General features: G+C 69.5%; 20 protein-coding genes. 11 read left to right on the forward strand and 9 right to left on the reverse strand.

Features of this window, described 5'->3' with window-relative positions; translation table 11 throughout:
* From murJ to trxA, 6 genes are all read left to right on the forward strand, one after another.
* A partial coding sequence (murJ, locus tag CCS38_RS30020; RefSeq protein ID WP_223736483.1) for a murein biosynthesis integral membrane protein MurJ occupies positions 1 to 2046 on the forward strand: 2046 nt, incomplete at its 5' end.
* 108 nt (positions 2047 to 2154) lie between these two features.
* Positions 2155 to 3855, forward strand: coding sequence for a protein kinase family protein (locus CCS38_RS30025; RefSeq protein WP_223736484.1), 1701 nt, complete (start codon positions 2155 to 2157; stop codon positions 3853 to 3855).
* A gap of 353 nt (positions 3856 to 4208) precedes the next feature.
* A complete protein-coding gene (gene sigM, locus CCS38_RS30030) occupies positions 4209 to 4892 on the forward strand; it encodes an RNA polymerase sigma factor SigM (protein ID WP_223736485.1) in 684 nt (227 codons plus the stop codon).
* Positions 4889 to 5881: an anti-sigma factor family protein gene (locus CCS38_RS30035; RefSeq protein WP_223736486.1), complete on the forward strand. Its 993-nt coding sequence runs from the start codon at positions 4889 to 4891 to the stop codon at positions 5879 to 5881. The genes sigM and CCS38_RS30035 overlap by 4 nt, the downstream gene beginning before the upstream one ends.
* A 142-nt stretch (positions 5882 to 6023) precedes the next feature.
* Positions 6024 to 7016, forward strand: a complete 993-nt coding sequence (gene trxB, locus CCS38_RS30040) for a thioredoxin-disulfide reductase (RefSeq protein ID WP_223736487.1) — start codon at positions 6024 to 6026, stop codon at positions 7014 to 7016.
* Between the two features lie 44 nt (positions 7017 to 7060).
* Entirely contained in the window at positions 7061 to 7387 is a 327-nt protein-coding gene (gene trxA, locus CCS38_RS30045; protein ID WP_030615259.1) for a thioredoxin, read from the forward strand.
* A 65-nt stretch (positions 7388 to 7452) separates the two neighbouring features.
* On the opposite strand, the gene CCS38_RS30050 is transcribed toward trxA, so the two are convergent.
* From CCS38_RS30050 to rpmH, 9 genes are all read right to left on the reverse strand, one after another.
* On the reverse strand, positions 7453 to 8070 hold the full coding sequence (locus CCS38_RS30050; protein ID WP_052866242.1) for a GNAT family N-acetyltransferase: 618 nt from the start codon (positions 8068 to 8070) through the stop codon (positions 7453 to 7455).
* Positions 8071 to 8379: 309 nt separating this feature from the next.
* Positions 8380 to 9474, reverse strand: a complete 1095-nt coding sequence (locus CCS38_RS30055) for a ParB/RepB/Spo0J family partition protein (protein ID WP_223736488.1) — start codon at positions 9472 to 9474, stop codon at positions 8380 to 8382.
* Positions 9471 to 10541, reverse strand: a complete 1071-nt coding sequence (locus CCS38_RS30060) for an AAA family ATPase (protein WP_223736489.1) — start codon at positions 10539 to 10541, stop codon at positions 9471 to 9473. The genes CCS38_RS30055 and CCS38_RS30060 overlap by 4 nt, the downstream gene beginning before the upstream one ends.
* Positions 10542 to 10880: 339 nt before the next feature.
* Entirely contained in the window at positions 10881 to 11606 is a 726-nt protein-coding gene (gene rsmG / locus CCS38_RS30065; protein WP_223736490.1) for a 16S rRNA (guanine(527)-N(7))-methyltransferase RsmG, read from the reverse strand.
* A gap of 132 nt (positions 11607 to 11738) precedes the next feature.
* Complete coding sequence (locus tag CCS38_RS30070) at positions 11739 to 12245, reverse strand: Jag family protein (RefSeq protein ID WP_031049992.1); 507 nt, start codon at positions 12243 to 12245, stop codon at positions 11739 to 11741.
* 12 nt (positions 12246 to 12257) lie between these two features.
* On the reverse strand, positions 12258 to 13436 hold the full coding sequence (gene yidC, locus CCS38_RS30075; RefSeq protein ID WP_223736491.1) for a membrane protein insertase YidC: 1179 nt from the start codon (positions 13434 to 13436) through the stop codon (positions 12258 to 12260).
* 3 nt (positions 13437 to 13439) lie between these two features.
* A complete protein-coding gene (gene yidD / locus CCS38_RS30080) occupies positions 13440 to 13760 on the reverse strand; it encodes a membrane protein insertion efficiency factor YidD (RefSeq protein ID WP_030259434.1) in 321 nt (106 codons plus the stop codon).
* Positions 13757 to 14149 carry a ribonuclease P protein component gene (rnpA, locus tag CCS38_RS30085; RefSeq protein ID WP_223736492.1) on the reverse strand — a complete coding sequence of 131 codons (393 nt, stop codon included), beginning with the start codon at positions 14147 to 14149 and terminating at the stop codon, positions 13757 to 13759. Before rnpA ends, yidD begins: the two co-directional genes overlap by 4 nt.
* A gap of 24 nt (positions 14150 to 14173) precedes the next feature.
* Positions 14174 to 14311, reverse strand: a complete 138-nt coding sequence (rpmH, locus tag CCS38_RS30090) for a 50S ribosomal protein L34 (RefSeq protein ID WP_003949374.1) — start codon at positions 14309 to 14311, stop codon at positions 14174 to 14176.
* A 356-nt stretch (positions 14312 to 14667) separates the two neighbouring features.
* Between rpmH and dnaA the strand changes: the two genes are divergently transcribed.
* The 5 genes from dnaA to CCS38_RS30115 all read left to right on the forward strand — a co-directional run bounded on the left by dnaA (position 14668) and on the right by CCS38_RS30115 (position 21662).
* Positions 14668 to 16692 carry a chromosomal replication initiator protein DnaA gene (dnaA, locus tag CCS38_RS30095; protein WP_223736493.1) on the forward strand — a complete coding sequence of 675 codons (2025 nt, stop codon included), beginning with the start codon at positions 14668 to 14670 and terminating at the stop codon, positions 16690 to 16692.
* A 912-nt stretch (positions 16693 to 17604) separates the two neighbouring features.
* Positions 17605 to 18735 (forward strand): DNA polymerase III subunit beta, encoded by a 1131-nt coding sequence (gene dnaN / locus CCS38_RS30100; protein ID WP_030259430.1) that lies wholly within the window; start codon positions 17605 to 17607, stop codon positions 18733 to 18735.
* A 289-nt stretch (positions 18736 to 19024) separates the two neighbouring features.
* Positions 19025 to 19903: a phosphogluconate dehydrogenase (NAD(+)-dependent, decarboxylating) gene (gene gnd, locus CCS38_RS30105; RefSeq protein ID WP_030259427.1), complete on the forward strand. Its 879-nt coding sequence runs from the start codon at positions 19025 to 19027 to the stop codon at positions 19901 to 19903.
* Positions 19904 to 19970: 67 nt separating this feature from the next.
* Positions 19971 to 21104: a DNA replication/repair protein RecF gene (gene recF / locus CCS38_RS30110; protein ID WP_223736494.1), complete on the forward strand. Its 1134-nt coding sequence runs from the start codon at positions 19971 to 19973 to the stop codon at positions 21102 to 21104.
* Positions 21105 to 21662 carry a DciA family protein gene (locus CCS38_RS30115; protein WP_223736495.1) on the forward strand — a complete coding sequence of 186 codons (558 nt, stop codon included), beginning with the start codon at positions 21105 to 21107 and terminating at the stop codon, positions 21660 to 21662.
* Positions 21663 to 21962: the final 300 nt, after the last annotated feature.

Consider the following 21962-nt stretch of genomic DNA (forward strand, 5'->3'; position numbering starts at 1 on the left):
CAGTACGCCCCGGGGCCGGAGGCATGGCCCGCCCCGCCGGCGCCCGAACCGCAGGGTCCGGGGCACCGGCTGTACGGCGACGCCACGGCGACCACTCAGTTCGTCGGCGTGGACGACCTGATCACCCAGGCCGCCGACCGGCCGGCGGAGCCCGACGCGTTCGCCCACCTCTACCGTGATCAGCGAGCGCCGGAACCGCAGCGGCCGCCGGCCCAGAACAGCGGCCCGGGCCCGTACCCGCCGGCGGGCGGACAGTACGGACCTCCGGGTGGGCAGTACGGACCGCAGAGTGGGCAGTACGACCCCACCGGCGGGCAGTACGAGCCGGCAGGCGGACCGCAGCCCGTTCCCCCGGCCGAGCCCGAGCCGGCCCCCTCGGCGGAGCCGCCGGAGCCCCCGGGACGCACCGGCGGCAAGGCCGGCAACCTGCTGAAGTCCAGCGCCGTGATGGCCGCCGGCACCATGGTCTCCCGGCTGACCGGCTTCGTACGGTCCGCGCTGATCGCCTCCGCGCTCGGTGCCGCCGTCCTCGGTGACGCCTGGCAGGTCGCCTACACCCTGCCCACGATGATCTTCATCCTGACCATCGGCGGCGGCCTGAACTCGGTGTTCGTGCCGCAGCTGGTGCGCGCGATGAAGGAGGACGAGGACGGCGGCGAGGCGTACGCCAACCGTCTGATGACCCTGGTGATGGTCATCCTCGGCGCCCTCACCGTCGCGGCAGTGTTCGCGGCGCCCTGGCTGGTGCGGGCGATGTCGGGGTTCGCACCCGACTCGGCCAGCTTCGAGGTCGCCGTCGCCTTCACCCGCTACTGCGTGCCCACGATCTTCTTCATGGGCATCCACGTGATCATGGGCCAGGTGCTCAACGCCCGCGGCCGCTTCGGCGCGATGATGTGGACCCCGGTCCTCAACAACGTCGTCATGATCAGCACGTTCGGGCTGTTCATCTGGGTGTACGGCAGCGCCGGCTCCTCGCACATCGGCGTCACGACCATCCCCGAGGCCGGCATCCGACTGCTGGGCATCGGCACGCTGCTCGGCCTGGTCGTCCAGGCGCTGGCCATGATCCCGTACCTGCGCGACACCGGCTTCAAGCTCCGGCTGCGGTTCGACTGGCGGGGCCACGGCCTGGGCAAGGCCGCCAAGCTCGCCAAGTGGACCGTGCTCTTCGTGCTCGCCAACCAGGCCGGCGTCCTGGTCGTCTCGAAGCTCTCCACGCTGGCCGGTGAGAAGGCCGCCGGACAGGGCGCCCCCGGCACCGGCTACATGGCGTACTCCAACGCCCAGCTGATCTGGAACATGCCGCACGCGATCATCACCGTCTCCGTGATGGCCGCCCTGCTGCCGCGCCTGGCGCGCTCCGCGCACGACGGCGACATCGGCGCCGTGCGCGACGACATCTCCCAGGGACTGCGCACCTCCGCCGTGGCCGTCGTGCCGATCGCGTTCGGCTTCCTGACCCTCGGCATCCCGATGTGCACGCTGGTCTTCGCCGGAACCGGATCCGAAGCCGGCGTCTCCACGGGCTTCATGCTCATGGCCTTCGGCCTCGGCCTGATCCCCTACTCCGTGCAGTACGTCGTGCTGCGCGCCTTCTACGCGTACGAGGACACCCGCACGCCCTTCTACAACACGCTGATCGTCGCCGCGGTCAACGCCGCCGCCTCGGCCCTGTGCTACCTCGTCCTGCCCGTCCGGTGGGCCGTGGTGGGCATGGCGGCCTCCTACGGCCTGGCGTACATCATCGGCGTCGGCGTGGCGTGGCGGCGGCTGCGCAAGCGGATGGGCGGCGACTTGGACGGCGCGCACGTAGTGCGTACGTACGCCCGGCTGGCCGGCGCGAGCCTCCCCGCCACCCTGTTCTCCGGCGCCGCCGTGTACGGGATCATCCAGGGGCTGGGCACCGGCGTACTGGGATCGCTCGTCGCGCTGGTCGGCGGCGGTGCCGTCCTGCTGGTGGTCTTCTACGCGGCCGCCAAGAAGATGCGCATTGAAGAACTCAACGCCCTGGTCGGCATGGTGCGCGGCAAGCTGGGGCGCTGAACGAGCACAACCTTCGTCGGCCACCGTGTGTCGTGCACAGTGGCGGACTGTGGGCACAATTGACTTGGCTCTTTTGAGCATGCAACGGATGGGGAGGCAGGAACGACGGTGGCGGAACGGAGCACGGCTGCCGTCGACGTGGCCGACACGAGCGGTGGAGAACCGCTCGCCGCCAAGGCGGACGAGGCCACGACCGACGGCACGAAGGCCGAGAAGGTGACCGACGCGGCACAGGACACCGCGGACGACGGCGAGAAGAGCGCCACAGCATCCGAGGCACAGCCGCCCGAACTGCACAGCGGTCACAAGCTGGCCAGGCGCTACCGCCTGGAGGAGTGCGTCACCCGACTGGACGGCTTCAGCAGCTGGCGTGCCGTGGACGAGAAACTGCGCCGCGCCGTCGGGGTCCACATCCTGCCCTCCGACCACCCGCGTGCCCGTCCCGTGCTCTCCGCCGCGCGGTCCGCCGCGCTGCTCGGCGACCCGCGCTTCGTCCAGATCCTCGACGCCGTCGAGGAGAACGACCTGGTCTACGTCGTCCACGAGTGGCTCCCGGACGCCACCGAACTGACCGCCGTCCTCGCCTCCGGGCCGCTCGAACCGCACGACGCCTACCAGCTCGTGACGCAGATCTCCCAGGCCATGGCCGCCGCCCACCGTGAGGGCCTGGCACACCTCCGGCTGACCCCCGGGTCCGTCCTGCGCACCTCCTCCGGCCAGTACCGCATCCGGGGCCTGGCCATCATGGCCGCGCTCCGCGGGATCACCAGCGACCACCCGCAGCGCACCGACACGGAGGCCATCGGCGCGCTGCTGTACGCGGCGCTCACCCAGCGCTGGCCGTACGAGAACGACGCGTACGGGCTGTCCGGGCTGCCCAAGGGCGTCGGCCTGATCGCTCCCGACCAGGTACGGGCCGGCGTGCACCGTGGCCTGTCGGAGCTGGCCATGCGCGCGCTCGTCAACGACGGCGCCACCGCCTCCCGCCAGGAGCAGCCCTGCACCACGCCGGAGGAGCTGGCCAAGGCCGTCGGCGCGATGCCGCGCATCCGCCCGCCGGAGCCCTCCTTCACCACCCCGCCGCCGTACCAGCGCACCGGCTACCAGCAGGGCACGTACGGTCAGCAGGCCGGCGCCGGACGGCCCGGCGCTTCGGCCACCCGTCCTGTTCCCACCCCGCCGCCTCCGCTGCAGAGCCGTACCGGAAGGGCGGCCAAGTGGTGCGTCTCCGCGCTGCTGATCGCCGCGCTGGGGCTGGGCAGCTGGCAGCTGGCCGACACGCTCCTGAAGGACCGGAACCAGGACGACTCCGGCAGCTCGGAGACGACCGGGGGCAACGGCAGCACTGCGTCGGGCAAGACCGTCAGCGTCGACAAGGTCGTAGATTTTGATCCGGCGCCGGGCGGTGACGGCACGGAGAACCCGCAGGACGCCCCCAACGCCCTCGACGGGGACCCCGCCACGTCCTGGCCGACCCGCAATTACTACGGCCGCTCGGATCTCGGCGGTCTCAAGGACGGCGTGGGGCTGATTCTCGACCTCGGCAAGGTCCAGCAGGTCGGCAGCGTCAAGGTCGACCTCGTCGGGAGCACCTCGCTCGACTTCCGCGCCGCGCCCGAGGACAGCAGCGGTGCGCCCACGTCCCTCGACGGCTTCAAGAAGATCGCCGACGGCTCGGGGGAGACGGTCACGCTGCGCGCGAAGGAGCCGATCAAGACACAGTACGTATTGGTCTGGCTCACCGACCTCCCGTTGAAGGACGATGGCAACTACCGGGGCCAGATCAAGGAGATCAAGGTCCGTAGCTAGGGGTGGGCAGCAGGGGGGCGCCAGGATGTCGATGCGGACAGCGGCCAGGAGGCGCCGGTGCTCCCCGGGCCTCCTTTCGCCCCCGCGGCCGGCCGCTGTGGCCGTCGTCCTGCAGCCTGGTACCGCCGAGCACCCGTATGTAAGCTCCCGTGTACAGCTTGACGCCAGGGGTTCGGTTATGCGTGATGGCGCAGTGATGCCCACCGTCGTACGAAAGGTCGGTCCGGCCGGTGTCCTGGCCGTCCCGGCCGACGCCCGTGCCCGGGCGGCCCCGGGCAGGACGCGCACCGCAGTGCCGTCCGCACGGCCGGCGCTCCCCGGCCCGCTCTGGACCGGCTCCTGCGAGGCGGGCCATGGCAGATAACGTCCGCCCCTCCGACCAGGCGCTTCTCGCCCGCCATGTCGAGGGGGACCCCGACGCCTTCGGCGAGATCGTCAGGCGCCACCGTGACCGGCTGTGGGCGGTGGCGCTGCGCACCCTCGGCGACCGCGAGGAAGCGGCCGACGCCGTGCAGGACGCCCTGGTGTCCGCCTACCGCGCCGCCCACACCTTCCGCGGCCAGTCGGCCGTGACCACCTGGCTGCACCGCATCACGGTCAACGCCTGCCTGGACCGAGCCCGCAAGGCGGCCTCCCGGCGCACCTCGCCGGTCGCGGAGACCGAGCGGCTGGAACAGCTCATCGAGCCGCACGAATCCGCCGCGGTACCGGCCGAACGCCAGGATCTGCACCGCGAACTGCTCAGCGCCCTCCGCACTCTCCCCGCCGAACAGCGCGCGGCCATCGTCCTCGTCGACATGCAGGGCTACCCCGTGGCCGAGGCCGCGGAGGTACTCGGCGTCCCCACCGGCACGGTGAAAAGCCGGTGCGCGCGCGGCCGGGCCCGGCTCCTCCCGATGCTCACCCATCTGCGCGCCGAAGAGGGGGATAAGGGCACCTCAGGCGGGGGAAGGAACCGGGCGCAGGGGACATCCGTCCCACAGACGGCAGGACCGAATGACTCAGGGGCCGTGAAGGGCGGAGGTGGGCGAGCGTGACAGCCACGACCGACACGGGCGGGCATCCGGAGGTCGCGGAGATCTCCGCGCTCGCGGACGGGTTGCTCTCGCCCGCCCGCGCGGCGGATCTTCGCGCGCATCTCGACGGATGCCCGCTGTGTGAGGACGTCCACAGCTCGCTGGAGGAGATCCGCGCACTGCTCGGCACACTGCCGGGACCGGGACGGATGCCCGACGACGTCGTCGGCCGGATCGACGCCGCCCTGGCGGCCGAAGCCCTGCTCGATGCCACGGCGCCCACCGGTGACGCCGCCCTCGTATCGACCGCCTCGGGCGACGGCTCCCGTGTCGTATGGCAGTCGGCCGGTGCTCATGATGGCTCGGTTTCACGTGAAACCGTGGAGGAGAAGCGGGACACGGTTTCACGTGAAACAGCGTCCGCGCGCTCCGGTGGCAGCTCCGCTGACCGCCCGGCCGGCTACCCCCGCTCCGCCACGGGGCCTGGCCGCAAGGCCCCCGGCCTCCGCACGGCGAGGGCGCACCGCTGGCCCAAGGTGCTGCTCGGCACCGCGGCCGCCGCAGCCGTGCTCGGCATCGGTGGCATCCTTCTGCAGAATGGTTCCGCGAACACCGGACAGGACCAGGACCCCGGCGTGACCGCCACCGAGCAGAGCCCCGCGGAGGGGGCGCTCAGCTCCGCGACCCTGGGCAGCCACGTACGCGACTTGCTCGCCGAGCCCGGCCGCAGCAAGACCCCCGATGTCGGCACCCAGAGCTCGCCCCAGACGCCACTGCGCGGTGCGGACGACACGATCCCGTCCTGCGTGCGTGAGGGCCTCGCACGGCCCGAGAAGCCGCTGGCCGCGAGCCGCGACACCTATCAGGGCAAGGACGCCTACCTCGTCGTGCTGCCCCATCCGTCCGACACGGCCCGGGTCTCCGCCTATGTCGTCTCGGCTTCCTGTGTCTCTGCCTCACCGCCTGTGCCCGGCAAAATTCTGCTCAGCGGGACCTATCCCCGCGGCTGAGCCGCCGAGCCCGGCCCCGGGCCAAGGGCCGCTACGGGTGCGCTGGGACACTGCGGGAATGCTCGCCCCGTAGGATCCGTTGGGTGGGGTGAGAGTTTCTCCAGCCCACCCAACGCAGTCGGCAGAGACAAGGAAGACACCCGTGAGCGACGTCCGTAACGTGATCATCATCGGCTCCGGGCCTGCGGGCTATACCGCCGCGCTCTACACCGCCCGTGCCTCGCTGAAGCCGCTGGTGTTCGAGGGCGCCGTCACCGCCGGTGGCGCACTGATGAACACCACCGATGTGGAGAACTTCCCCGGCTTCCGGGACGGCATCATGGGCCCGGACCTCATGGACAACATGCGGGCCCAGGCCGAGCGCTTCGGCGCCGAGCTGATCCCCGATGACGTCACCGCCGTGGACCTCTCCGAGCCGATCAAGACGGTCACCGACTCCGCCGGCACCGTGCACCGCGCGCACGCCGTCATCGTGACCACCGGCTCCCAGCACCGCAAGCTCGGCCTGCCCCGTGAGGACGAGCTCTCCGGTCGCGGCGTGTCGTGGTGCGCCACCTGCGACGGCTTCTTCTTCAAGGACCAGGACATCGCCGTCATCGGCGGCGGCGACACCGCGATGGAGGAGGCCACCTTCCTCTCCCGCTTCGCCAAGTCCGTCACGATCGTCCACCGCCGCGACACCCTGCGCGCCAGCAAGGCGATGCAGGAGCGCGCCTTCGCCGACCCGAAGATCAAGTTCGTGTGGGACAGCGAGGTCGCCGAGATCCACGGCGAGAACAAGCTCTCCGGTCTGACCCTGCGCAACCTCAAGACCGGCGACACCTCCGAGCTTCCGGTCACCGGCCTGTTCATCGCTATCGGTCACGACCCGCGCACCGAGCTGTTCAAGGGCCAGCTGAAGCTGGACGACGACGGTTACCTCATGGTGGACGCGCCCAGCACCCACACCAACATCCAGGGCGTCTTCGCCGCCGGCGACGTCGTGGACCACACCTACCGTCAGGCGATCACTGCCGCCGGCACAGGCTGCTCCGCCGCCCTGGACGCCGAGCGCTACCTCGCCTCGCTCACCGACGGCGAGCCGGCCGAGCCCGAGCAGACCCCTGCCACGCCCGAGCAGACCCCCACCGCCTGACCGAGAACATCAGCTGTTCACACCCACCCAGTAAGGAGAACGCCATGGCCGGTGCCACGGTGACCGTGACGGACGACAACTTTGAAGAGGTCGTCCTCAAGAGCGACAAGCCGGTACTCGTCGACTTCTGGGCCACCTGGTGCGGCCCGTGCCGTCAGGTTGCCCCTTCCCTGGAGGCCATCGCCGCGGAGCACGACGAGATCGTCATCGCCAAGCTCAACACCGACGAGAACCCCGCGACCACCGCTAAGTACGGCGTCATGTCGATTCCGACCATGAACGTCTACCAGGGCGGCGAGGTCGTGAAGACCATCGTCGGCGCCAAGCCGAAGGCTGCGATCGAGCGGGACCTGGCGGACTACCTCGCCTGATCTCCACACGATGTTTCACGTGAAACGGGCCTGCCCTCCGGGGCGGGCCCGTTTCGCTGTCCGCGCTACAGAGGCCGGAGCACCGGTTCCTTCTGGACAGCACCCAGCAGCCGGTCCAGCGCGAGTTCCACGTCTTCCTTCCACGACAGGGTCGTGCGCAGCTCCAGGCGCAGCCGTGGGTAGCGCGGGTGCGGCCGTACGGTCTTGAAGCCCACCGCGAGCAAATGATCGGCGGGCAGCACGCACGCCGGCTCCGTCCACTTGGCGTCGCCGAACGCCTCGATCGCCTTGAAGCCCCGCCGCAGCAGATCCTTCGCGACCGTCTGGACCATGACCCTGCCGAGTCCCTGGCCCTGGTAGCCGGGGATGAGCCAGGCGGTCATCAGCTGCACGGCGTCGGGGGAGACCGGGCTCGTCGGGAAGGCCGTGGAGCGTGGTACGTAGGCCGGAGGCGCGTACAGCACGAAGCCGACCGGGACCTCGTCCACATAGACCACCCGGCCGCAGGAGCCCCACTCCAGCAGCACGGCGGAGATCCACGCTTCCTTCTCCAGCTCGGGCCGGCCGCCCTTTACCGCGGCCTCACCGCTGACGGGGTCGAGCTCCCAGAAGACACACGAGCGGCAGCGCTTTGGGACATCCGGAAGGTTGTCCAGCGTGAGCGGTACGAGCCGACGCCCCATGAAGCCAGGTCCTCACTTCCCTCGCCCACCGCACCTCCCGGCACGGTCAGCGGAACGCGCTCACTGAGCAGGCCACCGACGAACCCGCCGACTGCCCCCAGACCGAAACCCGCTGCCATCAATCCGGTGCGGCTCACCGATCGCATGGCTTCTCCTCGTCGTGAGGTGACTCCGAGTGGATGCGTGCCATACCCGAACGCATCGTAACCGGGACAACATGAACCCGGGTACCGCGAAAAGGCAAAGGGCGGGCCGTGTTCCGGTCACCTCACCGGCACACGGCCCGCCCTCACGTCGGACGGCGGCATCTCACGCCTCGTCGCTGTCCTCCTCCGGGTGCTTGTCCAGCACCCGTCCCTCTCCGGGAGCCAGCGTGCCCAGGATGCGGTCGAGATCGTCTATCGAGGCGAACTCCACGACGATCTTGCCCTTCTTCTGGCCGAGGTCGACCTTCACCCGCGTCTCGAACCGGTCCGAGAGCCGTGAGGCCAGATCGGTCAGGGCGGGCGAGACGCGGGTACCCGCCCGCGGCCCCTTCGCCTTCGACGCGCTCTTGGGCGTGGACCCCATCAGGGTCACGATCTCCTCGACCGCCCGCACCGAGAGGCCCTCGGCCACGATGCGGTGCGCCAGCCGGTCCTGCTCCTCGGAGTCCTCCACGGACAGCAGCGCCCGCGCATGACCGGCGGAGAGCACTCCAGCGGCGACCCGCCGCTGCACCGACGGGGACAGCTTCAGCAGCCGCAGCGTGTTGGAGACCTGCGGACGCGAGCGCCCAATCCGGTCCGCCAGCTCGTCGTGCGTGCAGTTGAAGTCCTTCAGCAGCTGGTCGTAGGCCGCCGCCTCCTCCAGCGGGTTCAGCTGAGCCCGGTGGAGGTTCTCCAGCAGCGCGTCCAGGAGCAGCTTCTCGTCGTCCGTCGCCCTGACGATCGCCGGGATCTTCTCCAGGCCGGCCTCACGGCACGCCCGCCAACGGCGCTCGCCCATGATCAGCTCGTACCGGTCGGGACCCGTGGCCCGCACGACGACGGGCTGGAGCAGGCCCACCTCCTGGATGGAAGTGATCAGCTCCGCCAGGGCATCCTCGTCGAATACCTCACGCGGCTGCCGCGGGTTGGGAGTGATCGAGCCGATCGGCAGCTCGGCGAAGTGCGCCCCGGCGACCTCGCCCCCCTTTTCCTTGACCGCCGGCTCGGCCGACGGCTCTGTTTCACGTGAAACGGCAGCGTCCGGAATGGCCGCGACCTTGGCAGCGGCAACACCTCGCTCCGGCGTCATGACCGGCACCGCCGATGGCGATGTCGTCCCCCGTCCCACCGCCGGGCCGGCGTTGTCCGAACCCTGCGGTGCCGCGGGGATCAGCGCACCGAGCCCGCGGCCCAGTCCTCTACGTCGTTCGCTCACTGATTCCCCTCCGACATGCTGTGCTGTGATTCATAGGTCACGCTGAGCCCCTGACCGGTCGCCCCCGGAGCCCCGCGCAGCGCGATCTCGCGCGCCGCTTCGAGATAGGACAGCGAGCCGCTGGAGCCCGGATCATAGGTGAGCACCGTCTGCCCGTAGCTCGGCGCCTCAGAGATACGCACGGAGCGAGGGATGCTGGTTCTCAGTACCTCGCTGCCGAAGTGGCTGCGCACCTCGTCGGCGACCTGGGAGGCGAGCCGGGTCCGACCGTCGTACATGGTCAGCAGGATCGTCGAGACGTGAAGCTTGGGGTTCAGATGGCCCCGCACCAGATCGACGTTCCGCAGCAGCTGGCCCAGCCCCTCCAGCGCGTAGTACTCGCACTGGATCGGGATCAGCACCTCGGCACCGGCCACCAGTGCGTTGACCGTAAGCAGGCCGAGCGAGGGCGGGCAGTCGATGAGGATGTAGTCCAGCGGCTGCTCGTACGCCTTGATGGCCCGGTCCAGCCGGCTCTCCCGGGCCACCAGCGAGACCAGCTCGATCTCCGCACCGGCCAGGTCGATCGTGGCGGGCGCACAGAACAGCCCCTCCACGTCCGGCACCGGCTGAACCACGTCGGAAAGCGGCTTGCTCTCCACCAACACGTCATAGACGGAAGGGACTTCGGAGTGGTGGTCGATCCCCAGGGCCGTGGAGGCATTGCCCTGTGGGTCCAGGTCCACCACCAGTACTCGTGCCCCGTGCAGGGCGAGCGAGGCAGCAAGGTTCACGGTGGTCGTGGTCTTGCCGACTCCGCCCTTCTGGTTGGCCACCACCATGACCCGGGTCTGCTCGGGGCGGGGCAGTCCCTCTCCCGCACGACCCAGCGCCTGGACTGCCAGCTGAGCAGCACGACCGATCGGGGTGTCGTCCATGGGGGGCGGCGTTTCACGTGAAACGTCGTCCCCGAGCGACTCGCTTCGGGGACCGGGGACCGGATCGGTCATCGGTCCCGCGATGTTGGCGTCGGACCGCAAGGATTCACTCTCCTCGACTTCAGGCTCGCAATGCTCAGAGCCTGCCATGGTTTCGGTGTCGCGAACCAGCGAGGCCCTGTCTCCTGTGGATGAATCCTCCTCTGTGGATACATCCGTGACCCGACCGGGTCGGTGGCCACGCGGTGCGGCAGCCGCACGACCTCGACTGATGATTCCATGCAGCAGGGAGCGACGTTTCACGTGAAACACGATGCCAGCGCCGTGTCCCATTCACTCGCGACACTCCGGCTTATGTCGTTTTGGTGGTTTGTATGGAGCATGGGCCTCGTCGGTTCGAGCGACGCCCCTGGCCAGACATGACAGGAGCGCTTCCCGTCGGCGGACGGAAAGCGCTCCTGTCTGCGTCTGGTGTTGTGCTGCGCCGATCTACCGCCGTCGCCCCCGGGGCGGCCGATTGGCGCGATTCGCCTTGGCTCGCTTGGCTGCGAAGCGGACGCCGCCGGGGCTCTCGCCCACCTCCACGCGGACGACGGTGGACAGCGGGTCCACCACGCCCTCGCCGACATGCACCACCGAGGTGGATTCCACACCGAGCTTGCTGAGGGCCGCCCGGGCGCCCTTCAGCTCCTCCTCCGCGGTGTCGCCCTTGAGCGCCAGCATCTCGCCGTACGGCCGCAGCAGCGGTACACCCCAGCCGGCCAGCCGGTCCAGCGGCGCCACGGCACGCGCGGTCACCACGTGGACCTGAGGAATCTTGCCCATTACTTCCTCGGCCCGGCCCCGCACCACGGTCACGTGATCCAGCCCCAGCAGCTCCACGACCTCCTGCAGGAAGTTCGTCCGCCGCAGCAGCGGCTCCAGCAGGGTGATCTTCAAATCCGGTCGTACCAGCGCCAGGGGAATGCCCGGCAGCCCGGCACCCGAGCCCACATCGCACACCGAGACGCCCTCGGGGACCACCTCGGAGAGCACCGCGCAATTCAGCAGGTGCCGCTCCCACAGCCGCGGCACCTCGCGCGGACCGATCAGCCCGCGCCGAACACCCGCGTCGGCGAGCAGCTCGCCGTACCGCACGGCCTCCGGGAAGCGCTCACCGAAAATCTCCCGCGCCGCTTCCGGCGCCGCTGGAAGCTCCGCCGCTGACTCCGTCACGGTTACCGCCCTTCCTCTGAACTGCTGATCCTGCCGGCGCCCGGATCGAGACCCGGTCCTGGCAGAAGGCTGACAAGACGTGGCCCCGCCTGCGAACAGACGGGGCCAAAGACACGCGCGAGCGCCGGAGAATCAGGCCGGGAGCACGACAACCCGGCGCTGGGGCTCCTCGCCCTCGGACTCGCTGCGCAGTCCGGCCGCCGCGACGGCGTCGTGCACCACCTTGCGCTCGAACGGCGTCATCGGCTTCAGCTTCACCGGCTCGCCCGAGGTCTTCGCCTCCTGGGCCGCCTTGGCGCCCAGCTCAGCGAGCTCCTCGCGCTTGCGTGCGCGGTAGCCGGCGATGTCCAGCATCAGACGGCTGCGGTCGCCGGTCTCCCGGTGCACCGCCAGCCGGGTCAGCTCCTGGAGCGCCTCCAGCACCTCGCCGTCCCGCCCCACCAGCTTCTGCAGGTCGCGGCTGGTGGAGTCGCTGATGATCGACACTGCGGCACGGTCGGCCTCGACGTCCATGTCGATGTCGCCGTCGAGATCCGCAATGTCCAGCAGGCCCTCGAGGTAGTCGGCCGCGATCTCGCCCTCCTGCTCCAACCGGGACAGGGTGTCGGTGCCCTCGGCGGCAGGGGTCGTGTCCGTCACGAAAGACTCCTTCTACTTCTTGGACGGGTGCTTGGGCCGCTGCTGGCCCTTGCGCTGTCCGGACTTGGCGTTACGGGAGGAACCGGAGGCCGAGCTGCCCTTGGGCTTGCCGCTCTCGGAAGACTTCTTCGCGGCGTCCGCCTTCTGGCCCGAGTCCTTCTGCAGCGACTGCTTGGTCTCGCCGCCCTTGGCCGTGGAGCCCGACTGCCCGCCCTGCGCACCGGCCCGGGTGCGGGTCTGCGTACCGCCGCCGGCCGGGGCCGCGGTCTGCCGCCGGGACTTGCTCTGGCGCTTCGGCTGCTGGCGGTTCTGGCGCGCCTCCTCGACGGCCTTCTTCGCCTCGAGCTCGGCCGGGTCCTCCTTCAGCTTGCCCTTGGCACGCAGCCGCTCCTGGCGCTCCGTGTATGCCTTGCTGCCCGGAGTGGGGTTACGGCGGATGATGAACATCTGCTGGCCCATGGTCCACACGTTGGTGGTCAGCCAGTACACGAGGACACCGACGGGGAAGTTGATACCGAAGACGGCGAACATGATCGGGAAGACGTACATCAGCATCTTCTGCTGCTGCATGAACGGCGTCTTCACCGTGAGGTCGACGTTCTTCGTCATCAGCTGGCGCTGCGTGTAGAACTGCGACGCCGACATCAGGACGATCATGATGACCGTGACGACGCGGACGTCGGTCAGCGAGGCGCCCAGCCTCTCGATCTTGGACGCGCTGTCCATGAACTTCGCGGCCAGCGGGGCACCGAAGATGTGCGCCTTGTTCGCGCTGTCCAGCAACGGCTGGTTGATCACACCGACGATCTGGTTGTTCGCGATGTGATTCAGGACCTGGTACAGCGCAATGAAGAACGGCGACTGGGCCAGGATCGGGAGACAGCTCGAGAGCGGGTTGGTGCCCGTCTCCTTGTAGAGCTTCATCATCTCTTCGGACTGGCGCTGCTTGTCGCTCTTGTAGCGCTCCTGGATCGCCTTCATCTTCGGCTGGAGCGCCTGCATGTTCCGCGTCGACTTGATCTGCTTCACGAAGAGCGGGATCAGGCAGATACGGATCAGCACCACCAGCGAGACGATGGACAGGCCCCACGCCGCGCCGCTGTCCTTGTCGAAGACCAGGCTGTAGAGCGAGTGGAACTGGACGATGATCCAGGAAACGGCGTAATAGAGAGGATTCAGGATCGTGTCCACGAATCAAGCTCCTTGGGCGTTGGGCTGAGTCTCGGGCTGTGCGGCAGGCTCAACATGGACGGTGGGCCCGCCCAGGCGGCTCCTCAGCCGCTGGTGCCAGACCGGGTGCTTCCGGGGCGGTACATGGTCGACACCACCGAGCGACCACGGATTGCAGCGCAGGATGCGCCAGGCGGTCAGCGCGGTACCTTTCACCGCGCCGTGCCGGTCGATGGCCGTGTAGCCATAGTGCGAACACGACGGGTAGTACTTGCAGACCGGGCCCAGCAAAGGGCTGATGGTCCACTGGTACAGCTTGATCAACAGCAGCAGCGGGTACTTCACGGAGCGCCCCCTCCTGGGTCCCGCCCGGGGGTCCTCAGCAGGCGCTGCAGCGCGGCATCAAGATCACGGGCAATCGCGTCGTAGTCCGCCTCACCCGCGCCGGGCAGCGCACGTACAACCACCAGGCTACCGGCGGGCAGCCGGTCCAGGCGGTCACGCATGAGGTGGCGGAGCCGGCGCTGGACCTTGTTCCGTACCACGGCGTTGCCGATGGCCTTGCTCACGACGAAACCCGCACGCGCCGGGGGAACCATTTCCCCCGCTGCGTGCGGGTCCGTTGCACCGCTGCGTAGATGGACGACAAGGAGCGGGCGCCCGGCCCTGCGTCCCCGGCGTACCGCGGTCGCGAAGTCCTCGCGCCGCCTCAGCCGATTCTCGGTAGGCAGCACGTCATGGACCTAGAGGCCGGGCTGTCAGGCCGACAGGCGGGCGCGACCCTTGCCACGGCGGGACGCGAGGATCGCGCGGCCGGCACGCGTACGCATGCGCAGACGGAAGCCGTGGGTCTTGGCGCGACGACGGTTGTTCGGCTGGAAGGTGCGCTTGCTCACTCGGGGGCTCCAGGAAAGATTGTTGCCTCTTGCGAGACAGGTGTGGGGCGTCGACTGGCTGTCACCGTGCGCCCACGAGTAGCTCGCATACGCCCGAGTGCACCGCTACACGATCGCTGGGCGCGATCTTTGCCCATCGGAGGCAGGCGGCAGCAGCCATCGACAACTCGACCTGGTCACGGTACGCGCGGCTGCATCATCCGGTCAAACCGGCTCTAGGACAGGACACGCTGTGCACAGCCTGTGGACAACAACTTGAACACGCGTGGGTCAGCTGACTACCGTGGCTGAACTCCGATTCCTTCCCGCCCGTCCTGAGAATCACACATTCGTGGGACTGTGAGAGAGCGTGCTCTGTGGCTGACGTCCCTGCAGATCTTGCCGCAGTGTGGCCGCGGGTCCTCGACCACCTGCTCCGGGCGGAGAGCGACAGTCTCAAGCCCAAGGACCAGGACTGGCTGAAGCGGACCCAGCCGCTCGCCCTGGTCGCCGACACCGCGCTGCTCGCCGTACCCAACGAATTCGCGAAGGGTGTACTGGAAGGCCGGCTCGCCCCGCTGATCGGCGAGGCGCTGAGCCACGAGTGCGGCCGCCCGATCCGCATCGCGATCACTGTCGACGACACCGCCGAGGCACCGCAGCCCCCCGCGCCGCCCCAACAGCACCTCCCCACGCAGCAGCCCCAGCTCTCGCACGATGCGTACGAAAGCTACGACGGCCGCCAGGGTTACGGCCGGCAGAACGGCCACCAGGGCGGTCACGAAAACGGCCATCAGGGGGGACCCCAGGCTGGACACGGAGGCGGCCAGCACGGCAGCCACCAGAGCGACGAGCTGCCCACCGTGCGCCCCGCCTACCCCGAGTACCAGCAGCAGCACCCGCAGCCGCGGCCCGCGCCCGGTGCCTGGCCGCAGCACTCGGACGACCGCCGCTCCGGCATGGGCGACGACTCCGGCCGGCACGACGACTACGGCTGGCAGCAGCAGCGGCTCGGCGGCTTCCCCGAGCGCGACCCCTATGCCACGCCGTCGCATCTCCAGCAGCACGGCCGGCCCGGGCCCGGCGATTATCGGTCGCAGAGCGACGACTACCGGTCACAAGCGGACGACTACCGCTCGCAGAATGCCGAGGACTACCGCCGGCAGGGCACCGATCGCCCCGGCCCCGGGCAGCACGCCGACTCCCAGCGCTCTCCGTACGAGCAGTCCCCGCAGCACCGGGACTCCGACGGCCACCAGCCGGGCGGCCCCGGACGGCACGCCGGCCCCGGCAGCAACCTGCCCGCGCCCAGCGGCGCCCCCGGACCGCTCGCGGCCCAGCCCGCGCCGGCGACGGGCCCCGGTGAGCCCACCGCGCGGCTGAACCCGAAGTACCTCTTCGACACCTTCGTCATCGGCGCTTCGAACCGCTTCGCGCACGCCGCGGCGGTCGCCGTCGCCGAGGCGCCGGCCAAGGCGTACAACCCGCTGTTCATCTACGGCGAGTCCGGGCTCGGCAAGACGCACCTGCTGCACGCGATCGGCCATTACGCCCGCAGCCTGTACCCCGGTACCAGGGTCAGATATGTGAGCTCGGAGGAGTTCACCAACGAGTTCATCAACTCCATCCGCGACGGCAAGGCGGACGCGTTCCGCAAGCGCTACCGCGACATGGACATCCTGCTGGTCGACGACATCCAGTTCCTGGCGAGCAAGGAGTCGACGCAGGAGGAGTTCTTCCACACGTTCAACACGCTGCACAACGCGAACAAGCAGATCGTGCTCTCCAGTGACCGGCCGCCCAAGCAACTGGTGACCCTGGAGGACCGGCTGCGCAACCGCTTCGAGTGGGGCCTGATCACGGACGTCCAGCCGCCCGAGCTGGAGACCCGTATCGCGATCCTCCGCAAGAAGGCGGTGCAGGAGCAGCTGAACGCGCCGCCGGAGGTACTGGAGTTCATCGCCTCCCGGATCTCGCGGAACATCCGCGAGCTGGAGGGGGCGCTGATCCGGGTCACGGCCTTCGCCTCGCTCAACCGGCAGCCGGTGGACCTCGGCCTCACCGAGATCGTGCTGAAGGACCTGATCCCCGGTGGCGAGGACGCGGCCCCCGAGATCACCGCCACCGCGATCATGGCCGCCACGGCCGACTACTTCGGGCTGACGGTGGACGACCTGTGCGGCTCCTCACGCAGCCGGGTGCTGGTGACCGCGCGGCAGATCGCGATGTACCTGTGCCGCGAGCTGACCGATCTGTCGCTGCCGAAGATCGGCGGCCACTTCGGCGGCCGCGACCACACGACCGTCATGCACGCCGACCGGAAGATCCGCGCGCTGATGGCGGAGCGCCGCTCCATCTACAACCAGGTGACCGAGCTGACGAACCGCATCAAGAACGGCTGACGCGGGCGGCGTCGGCCGCGGACGCGCACAGGGCGCTCCGGGACAACTCCCGGGGCGCCCTTCGCCGTTGAGGGGCCCTCAGGAAGGCCGTACGGAAGGCCCTTCGGGCGTCCCGAGCCGTCCCCACGCTGTGGAACCCGCTCCCCGGCCGGCTCCGAACTCCCCAGCTCTGTTCGATTTCTGACGAGGACACGGCCTCTCTCCACAGATTGGGCGAGAATCTTCTTTCCACACCCTGGGGACTGCAGAGTTATCCCAACAGCGTCCACAAGGAGGCCGCCCGCCAGCACATCGCCCCAGGTCAGCAGGGTGTGGATTTGCGGACAACTTTCATCCACAGGGTGTGGACAAAGATCTCGTCCACAGTGTGTGCACGCGACTGTCCACCGGCCGCCCACAGGCAAAGCGGCGTTGTACACACCTCATCCACACCGCTGTCCACTGTTCGGCAAGGCAACACCCCCACTCACCGGCTCGAGTGAAAGCCGTCACACCAAAGTGCCGGGTTGGGCTGTGGGGAACCTGGGTAAAACTGGGGACGGCGCTGGGGAGAAACCGGCCTCCCCTGTGCATCGGGTGTGCACAAAGTCGGGCGGTCCACAGAACCGCCAGCTTATCCACGGCTGCACCCACAGCCCCCGGTGGACAAAAAACGGGCGCTGACCTGCGAAAAGCCGGTTGTCCACGGTTTCCACAGCCCCTACTACTACGACCACGGATATGTAGCGGGGAACTCGTTTCGAATCGGGTGCTGTGCACAACTTGGGGACCGGGCCTCTCCGAGCTCCCGTCCCGACTTGACCCCGAGCCGCACCGACTGTCGGTGGTGTGCGTCAGACTGGTCTCCGGCAACCCAGCCGACGACGAAGGCCAGCAGGGCGAAGAGCCAGCAACAGCAGGAGGCGGTTTCCGGTGAAGATCCGGGTGGAGCGCGATGTACTCGCGGAGGCAGTGGCCTGGGCGGCCAAGAGCCTCCCGGCCCGTCCGCCGGTGCCCGTCCTCGCGGGCCTGCTGCTGAAGGCGGAGGACGGCTCCCTGAGCCTCTCCGGCTTCGACTACGAGGTCTCGGCACGCGTCTCGGTGGACGCGGAGACCGAGGAGGAGGGCACAGTCCTCGTCTCCGGCCGGCTGCTCGCCGACATCTGCCGCGCCCTGCCGAACCGCCCGGTGGAGATCTCCACAGACGGTGTACGAGTGACCGTCGTCTGCGGCTCCTCGCGCTTCACCCTCCACACCCTTCCTGTGGAGGAGTACCCGGCGCTGCCCCAGATGCCCACCGCCACCGGCACCGTCCCCGGTGAGGTCTTCGCCTCCGCGGCCGCCCAGGTCGCCATCGCCGCCGGCCGCGACGACACCCTCCCGGTGCTCACCGGTGTCCGCATCGAGATCGAGGGCGACACCGTCACGCTCGCCTCGACCGACCGCTACCGCTTCGCGGTCCGCGAGTTCCTGTGGAAGCCGGAGAGCCCGGACGCCTCCGCCGTCGCGCTGGTGCCCGCCAAGACGCTGCTGGACACCGCCAAGTCGCTGAGCAGCGGTGACACGGTCACCCTGGCGCTGTCCGGCTCCGGTGCCGGTGAGGGCCTCATCGGTTTCGAGGGCGCCGGGCGGCGGACGACCACCCGCCTCCTCGAGGGCGACCTGCCGAAGTACCGCACGCTCTTCCCGACCGAATTCAACTCCGTCGCGGTGATCGAGACGGCCCCCTTCGTCGAGGCCGTCAAGCGTGTGGCGCTGGTGGCCGAGCGGAACACCCCGGTGCGGCTCAGCTTCGAGCAGGGCGTGCTGATCCTTGAGGCCGGTTCCAGCGACGATGCACAGGCTGTGGAGCGCGTCGACGCGCAGCTCGACGGCGACGACATCTCGATCGCCTTCAACCCCGGCTTCCTGCTGGAGGGTCTGTCCGCGATCGACTCCCCGGTGGCGCAGCTGTCGTTCACGACGTCGACCAAGCCCGCGCTGCTGAGCGGCAAGCCGGCCGCTGACGCCGAGGCCGACGACGCGTACAAGTACCTGATCATGCCGGTGCGCCTGTCGGGCTGAGCCTGACGCGTCGCGCCGGCCGGGAGCGCGAGGGTCGCCCCTCGCAGGGCCGCAGTATGCCGGTGCGCCTGTCGGGCCGAGGCCCGCTCCGGCTCGGCCGCGGCTCTGCCTCCACAGGCTGTGCACACGTCCGGAAGGCCGTGCGGACCCGCTCCGTACGGCCGCCAGGATGATGCCGTTGACCTGCGGCTTATGAGCGGCTGAGCCCACAGCTGTGCACGGCCCTTCGGGCGTAGGCTCGTCCTAGGTCAGGTACAAGGGCAACGACTATGTGCAAAGAGGGTCTCTGATGGAGCTCGGTCTCGTCGGTCTCGGCAAGATGGGCGGCAACATGCGCGAGCGCATCCGCCGCGCAGGCCACACGGTCATCGGTTACGACCGCAATCCGGACCTCGCTGACGTTGGCAGCCTCAAGGAGCTGGTGGACTCGCTGCAGGGTCCCCGCGTCGTGTGGGTCATGGTGCCGGCCGGCGCCGCCACCCAGGCGACCATCGATGAGCTGGGCGAGCTGCTGTCCGAGGGCGACATCGTCGTGGACGGCGGCAACAGCCGCTGGACCGATGACGAGAAGCACGCCGAGGAGCTGCGCGCCAAGGGCATCGGCTTCGTCGACTGCGGCGTCTCCGGTGGCGTGTGGGGCCTGGAGAACGGCTACGCGCTGATGTACGGCGGTGCCGCCGAGGACGTGGCGAAGGTTCAGCCGATCTTCGACGCGCTCAAGCCGGAGGGCGACTTCGGCTCGGTGCACGCGGGCAAGGTCGGCGCGGGCCACTTCGCGAAGATGGTCCACAACGGCATCGAGTACGCGATGATGCAGGCGTACGCCGAGGGCTGGGAGCTGCTGGAGAAGGTCGACTCCGTCACGGACGTGCGCGAGGTCTTCCGCTCTTGGCAGGAGGGCACGGTCATCCGCTCCTGGCTGCTGGACCTGGCGGTCAACGCGCTGGACGACGACGAGCACCTGGAGAAGCTGCGGGGCTTCGCCGCCGACTCCGGTGAGGGCCGCTGGACGGTCGAGGCCGCGATCGACAACGCGGTGCCGCTGCCGGCGATCACCGCGTCGCTGTTCGCGCGGTTCGCCTCGCGTCAGGACGACTCGCCGCAGATGAAGATGATCGCCGCGCTGCGTAACCAGTTCGGCGGCCACGCGGTCGAGAACAAGAAGTAATCCCAGGTGCTGGGGCGTTTTCCCCAGCACCGCAGCAGTATTACGCCGGGGGAGGTCGGCGCCGCCCATGCATGTCGCGCATCTGTCGCTCGCCGACTTCCGCTCGTACGCCCGGGTCGAGGTCCCGCTCGATCCGGGCGTCACGGCCTTCGTCGGGCCCAACGGCCAGGGGAAGACCAATCTCGTCGAGGCGGTCGGCTATCTCGCCACCCTCGGCAGTCACCGTGTGTCCTCCGACGCGCCGCTGGTCCGCATGGGTGCGGAGCGGGCGATCGTCCGGGCGCAGGTGGTGCAGGGCGAACGGCAGCAGCTGGTCGAGTTGGAGCTGAACCCCGGTAAGGCCAATCGGGCCAGGATCAATAGATCGTCGCAGGTCAGACCGCGTGACGTGCTCGGCATCGTGCGGACGGTGCTGTTCGCGCCGGAGGATCTGGCGCTGGTCAAGGGCGATCCGGGTGAGCGGCGGCGCTTCCTGGACGAGCTGATCACGGCGCGCTCGCCGCGGATGGCGGGCGTGCGCTCGGACTACGACCGCGTGCTGAAGCAGCGCAACACCTTGCTGAAGAGCGCGGCTCTGGCACGTCGGCACGGCGGCCGGAAGATGGATCTGTCCACGCTGGATGTGTGGGACCAGCATCTGGCCCGCGCGGGCGCAGAGCTGCTGGCCCAGCGACTGGATCTGATCGCGACGCTGCAGCCGCTGGCGGACAAGGCGTACGAGCAGCTGGCGCCGGGCGGTGGTCCGGTCGCGCTGGAGTACCGCGGTTCGGTGGGCGAGCGGCTGGCGGAGGCGTCGAACCGTGAGGAACTGTACGGGCTGCTCATGGAGGCGCTGGGCGAGGCGCGGAAGAACGAGATCGAGCGGGGCGTGACGCTGGTCGGCCCGCACCGTGACGACCTGGTCCTCAAGCTGGGCCGGCTGCCGGCGAAGGGGTACGCGAGCCACGGCGAGTCCTGGTCGTACGCGCTGGCGCTGCGGCTGGCCTCGTACGACCTGCTCAGGGCCGAGGGCAACGAGCCGGTTCTCGTACTGGACGACGTCTTCGCCGAGCTGGATGCCCGGCGGCGGGAGCGGCTGGCGGAGCTGGTGGCGCCGGGTGAGCAGGTGCTGGTGACGGCGGCGGTGGACGACGATGTGCCGGGCGTGCTGGCGGGGGTGCGGTTCGCGGTCTCCGAGGGCACGGCGGAGAAGGTGTCGTAAGTGAGTGAGCAGTCCGGACCTCAGGAGCCTGCGGGACCCGAGCAGCCGAAGCCGCCGGAGCTGTCCGGTGTCGATCTGGCGCGGCAGGCGCTGGTGGCCGCGAAGGAGCGGGCACGGGCCCGGGGTGCGGCCGCGCAGCAGAAGAAGCAGGCCAGGCGCGGGGGCGGGCTCCGCTCCGGCGCGCGGGCGGACGGCCGGGACCCGCTGCCGCTGGGTGCGGCGATCAATCGTCTGATCACCGAGCGTGGCTGGGAGACGCCGGCCGCGGTCGGCGGGGTGATGGGGCGCTGGCCCCAGCTCGTCGGCGCCGAGGTGGCGCAGCACTGTGAGCCGCAGAAGTACGACGAGGACGCCAGGGTGCTGACGGTGCAGTGCGACTCGACGGCGTGGGCGACGCAGCTGCGGCTGCTGGCGCCGACGCTGGTGGCACGGCTGAACGAGGACCTGGGCCATGGCTCGGTAAAGATCATCAAGGTGCTGGGGCCGGGCGGCCCGCCTCGCCGGTACGGCTCGCTGCGGGCTCCGGGGAGCAAGGGCCCGGGCGACACGTACGGCTGATCCGTGCACGCGGGGCGGAAGCCTTCCGTTTCACGTGAAACCATCCCTCCCTTACGTTTCACGTGAAACCGCGCCTGCGTTCCGTTTCACGTGAAACCGGCCCTCTGGCGGGTGTCCGTACGGGCGACATGCCTGGGATGTTCAGATGTGACGCATGAGACTCCGCTCACCGTAGTCGGAGGTTGACAGCCCGAAGCGCTGAGTGCCGGTGTGAGCGTCCTGGGGGCCCGCCTCGCATATGGGGAGTCGGCGGACGCCAGTTCAGGGCGGCACGTGAGGACTCAGGCGCCCGCAAACCCC

Source organism: Streptomyces purpurogeneiscleroticus, assembly GCF_020024005.1.
GTDB classification, from domain to species: domain Bacteria; phylum Actinomycetota; class Actinomycetes; order Streptomycetales; family Streptomycetaceae; genus Streptomyces; species Streptomyces purpurogeneiscleroticus.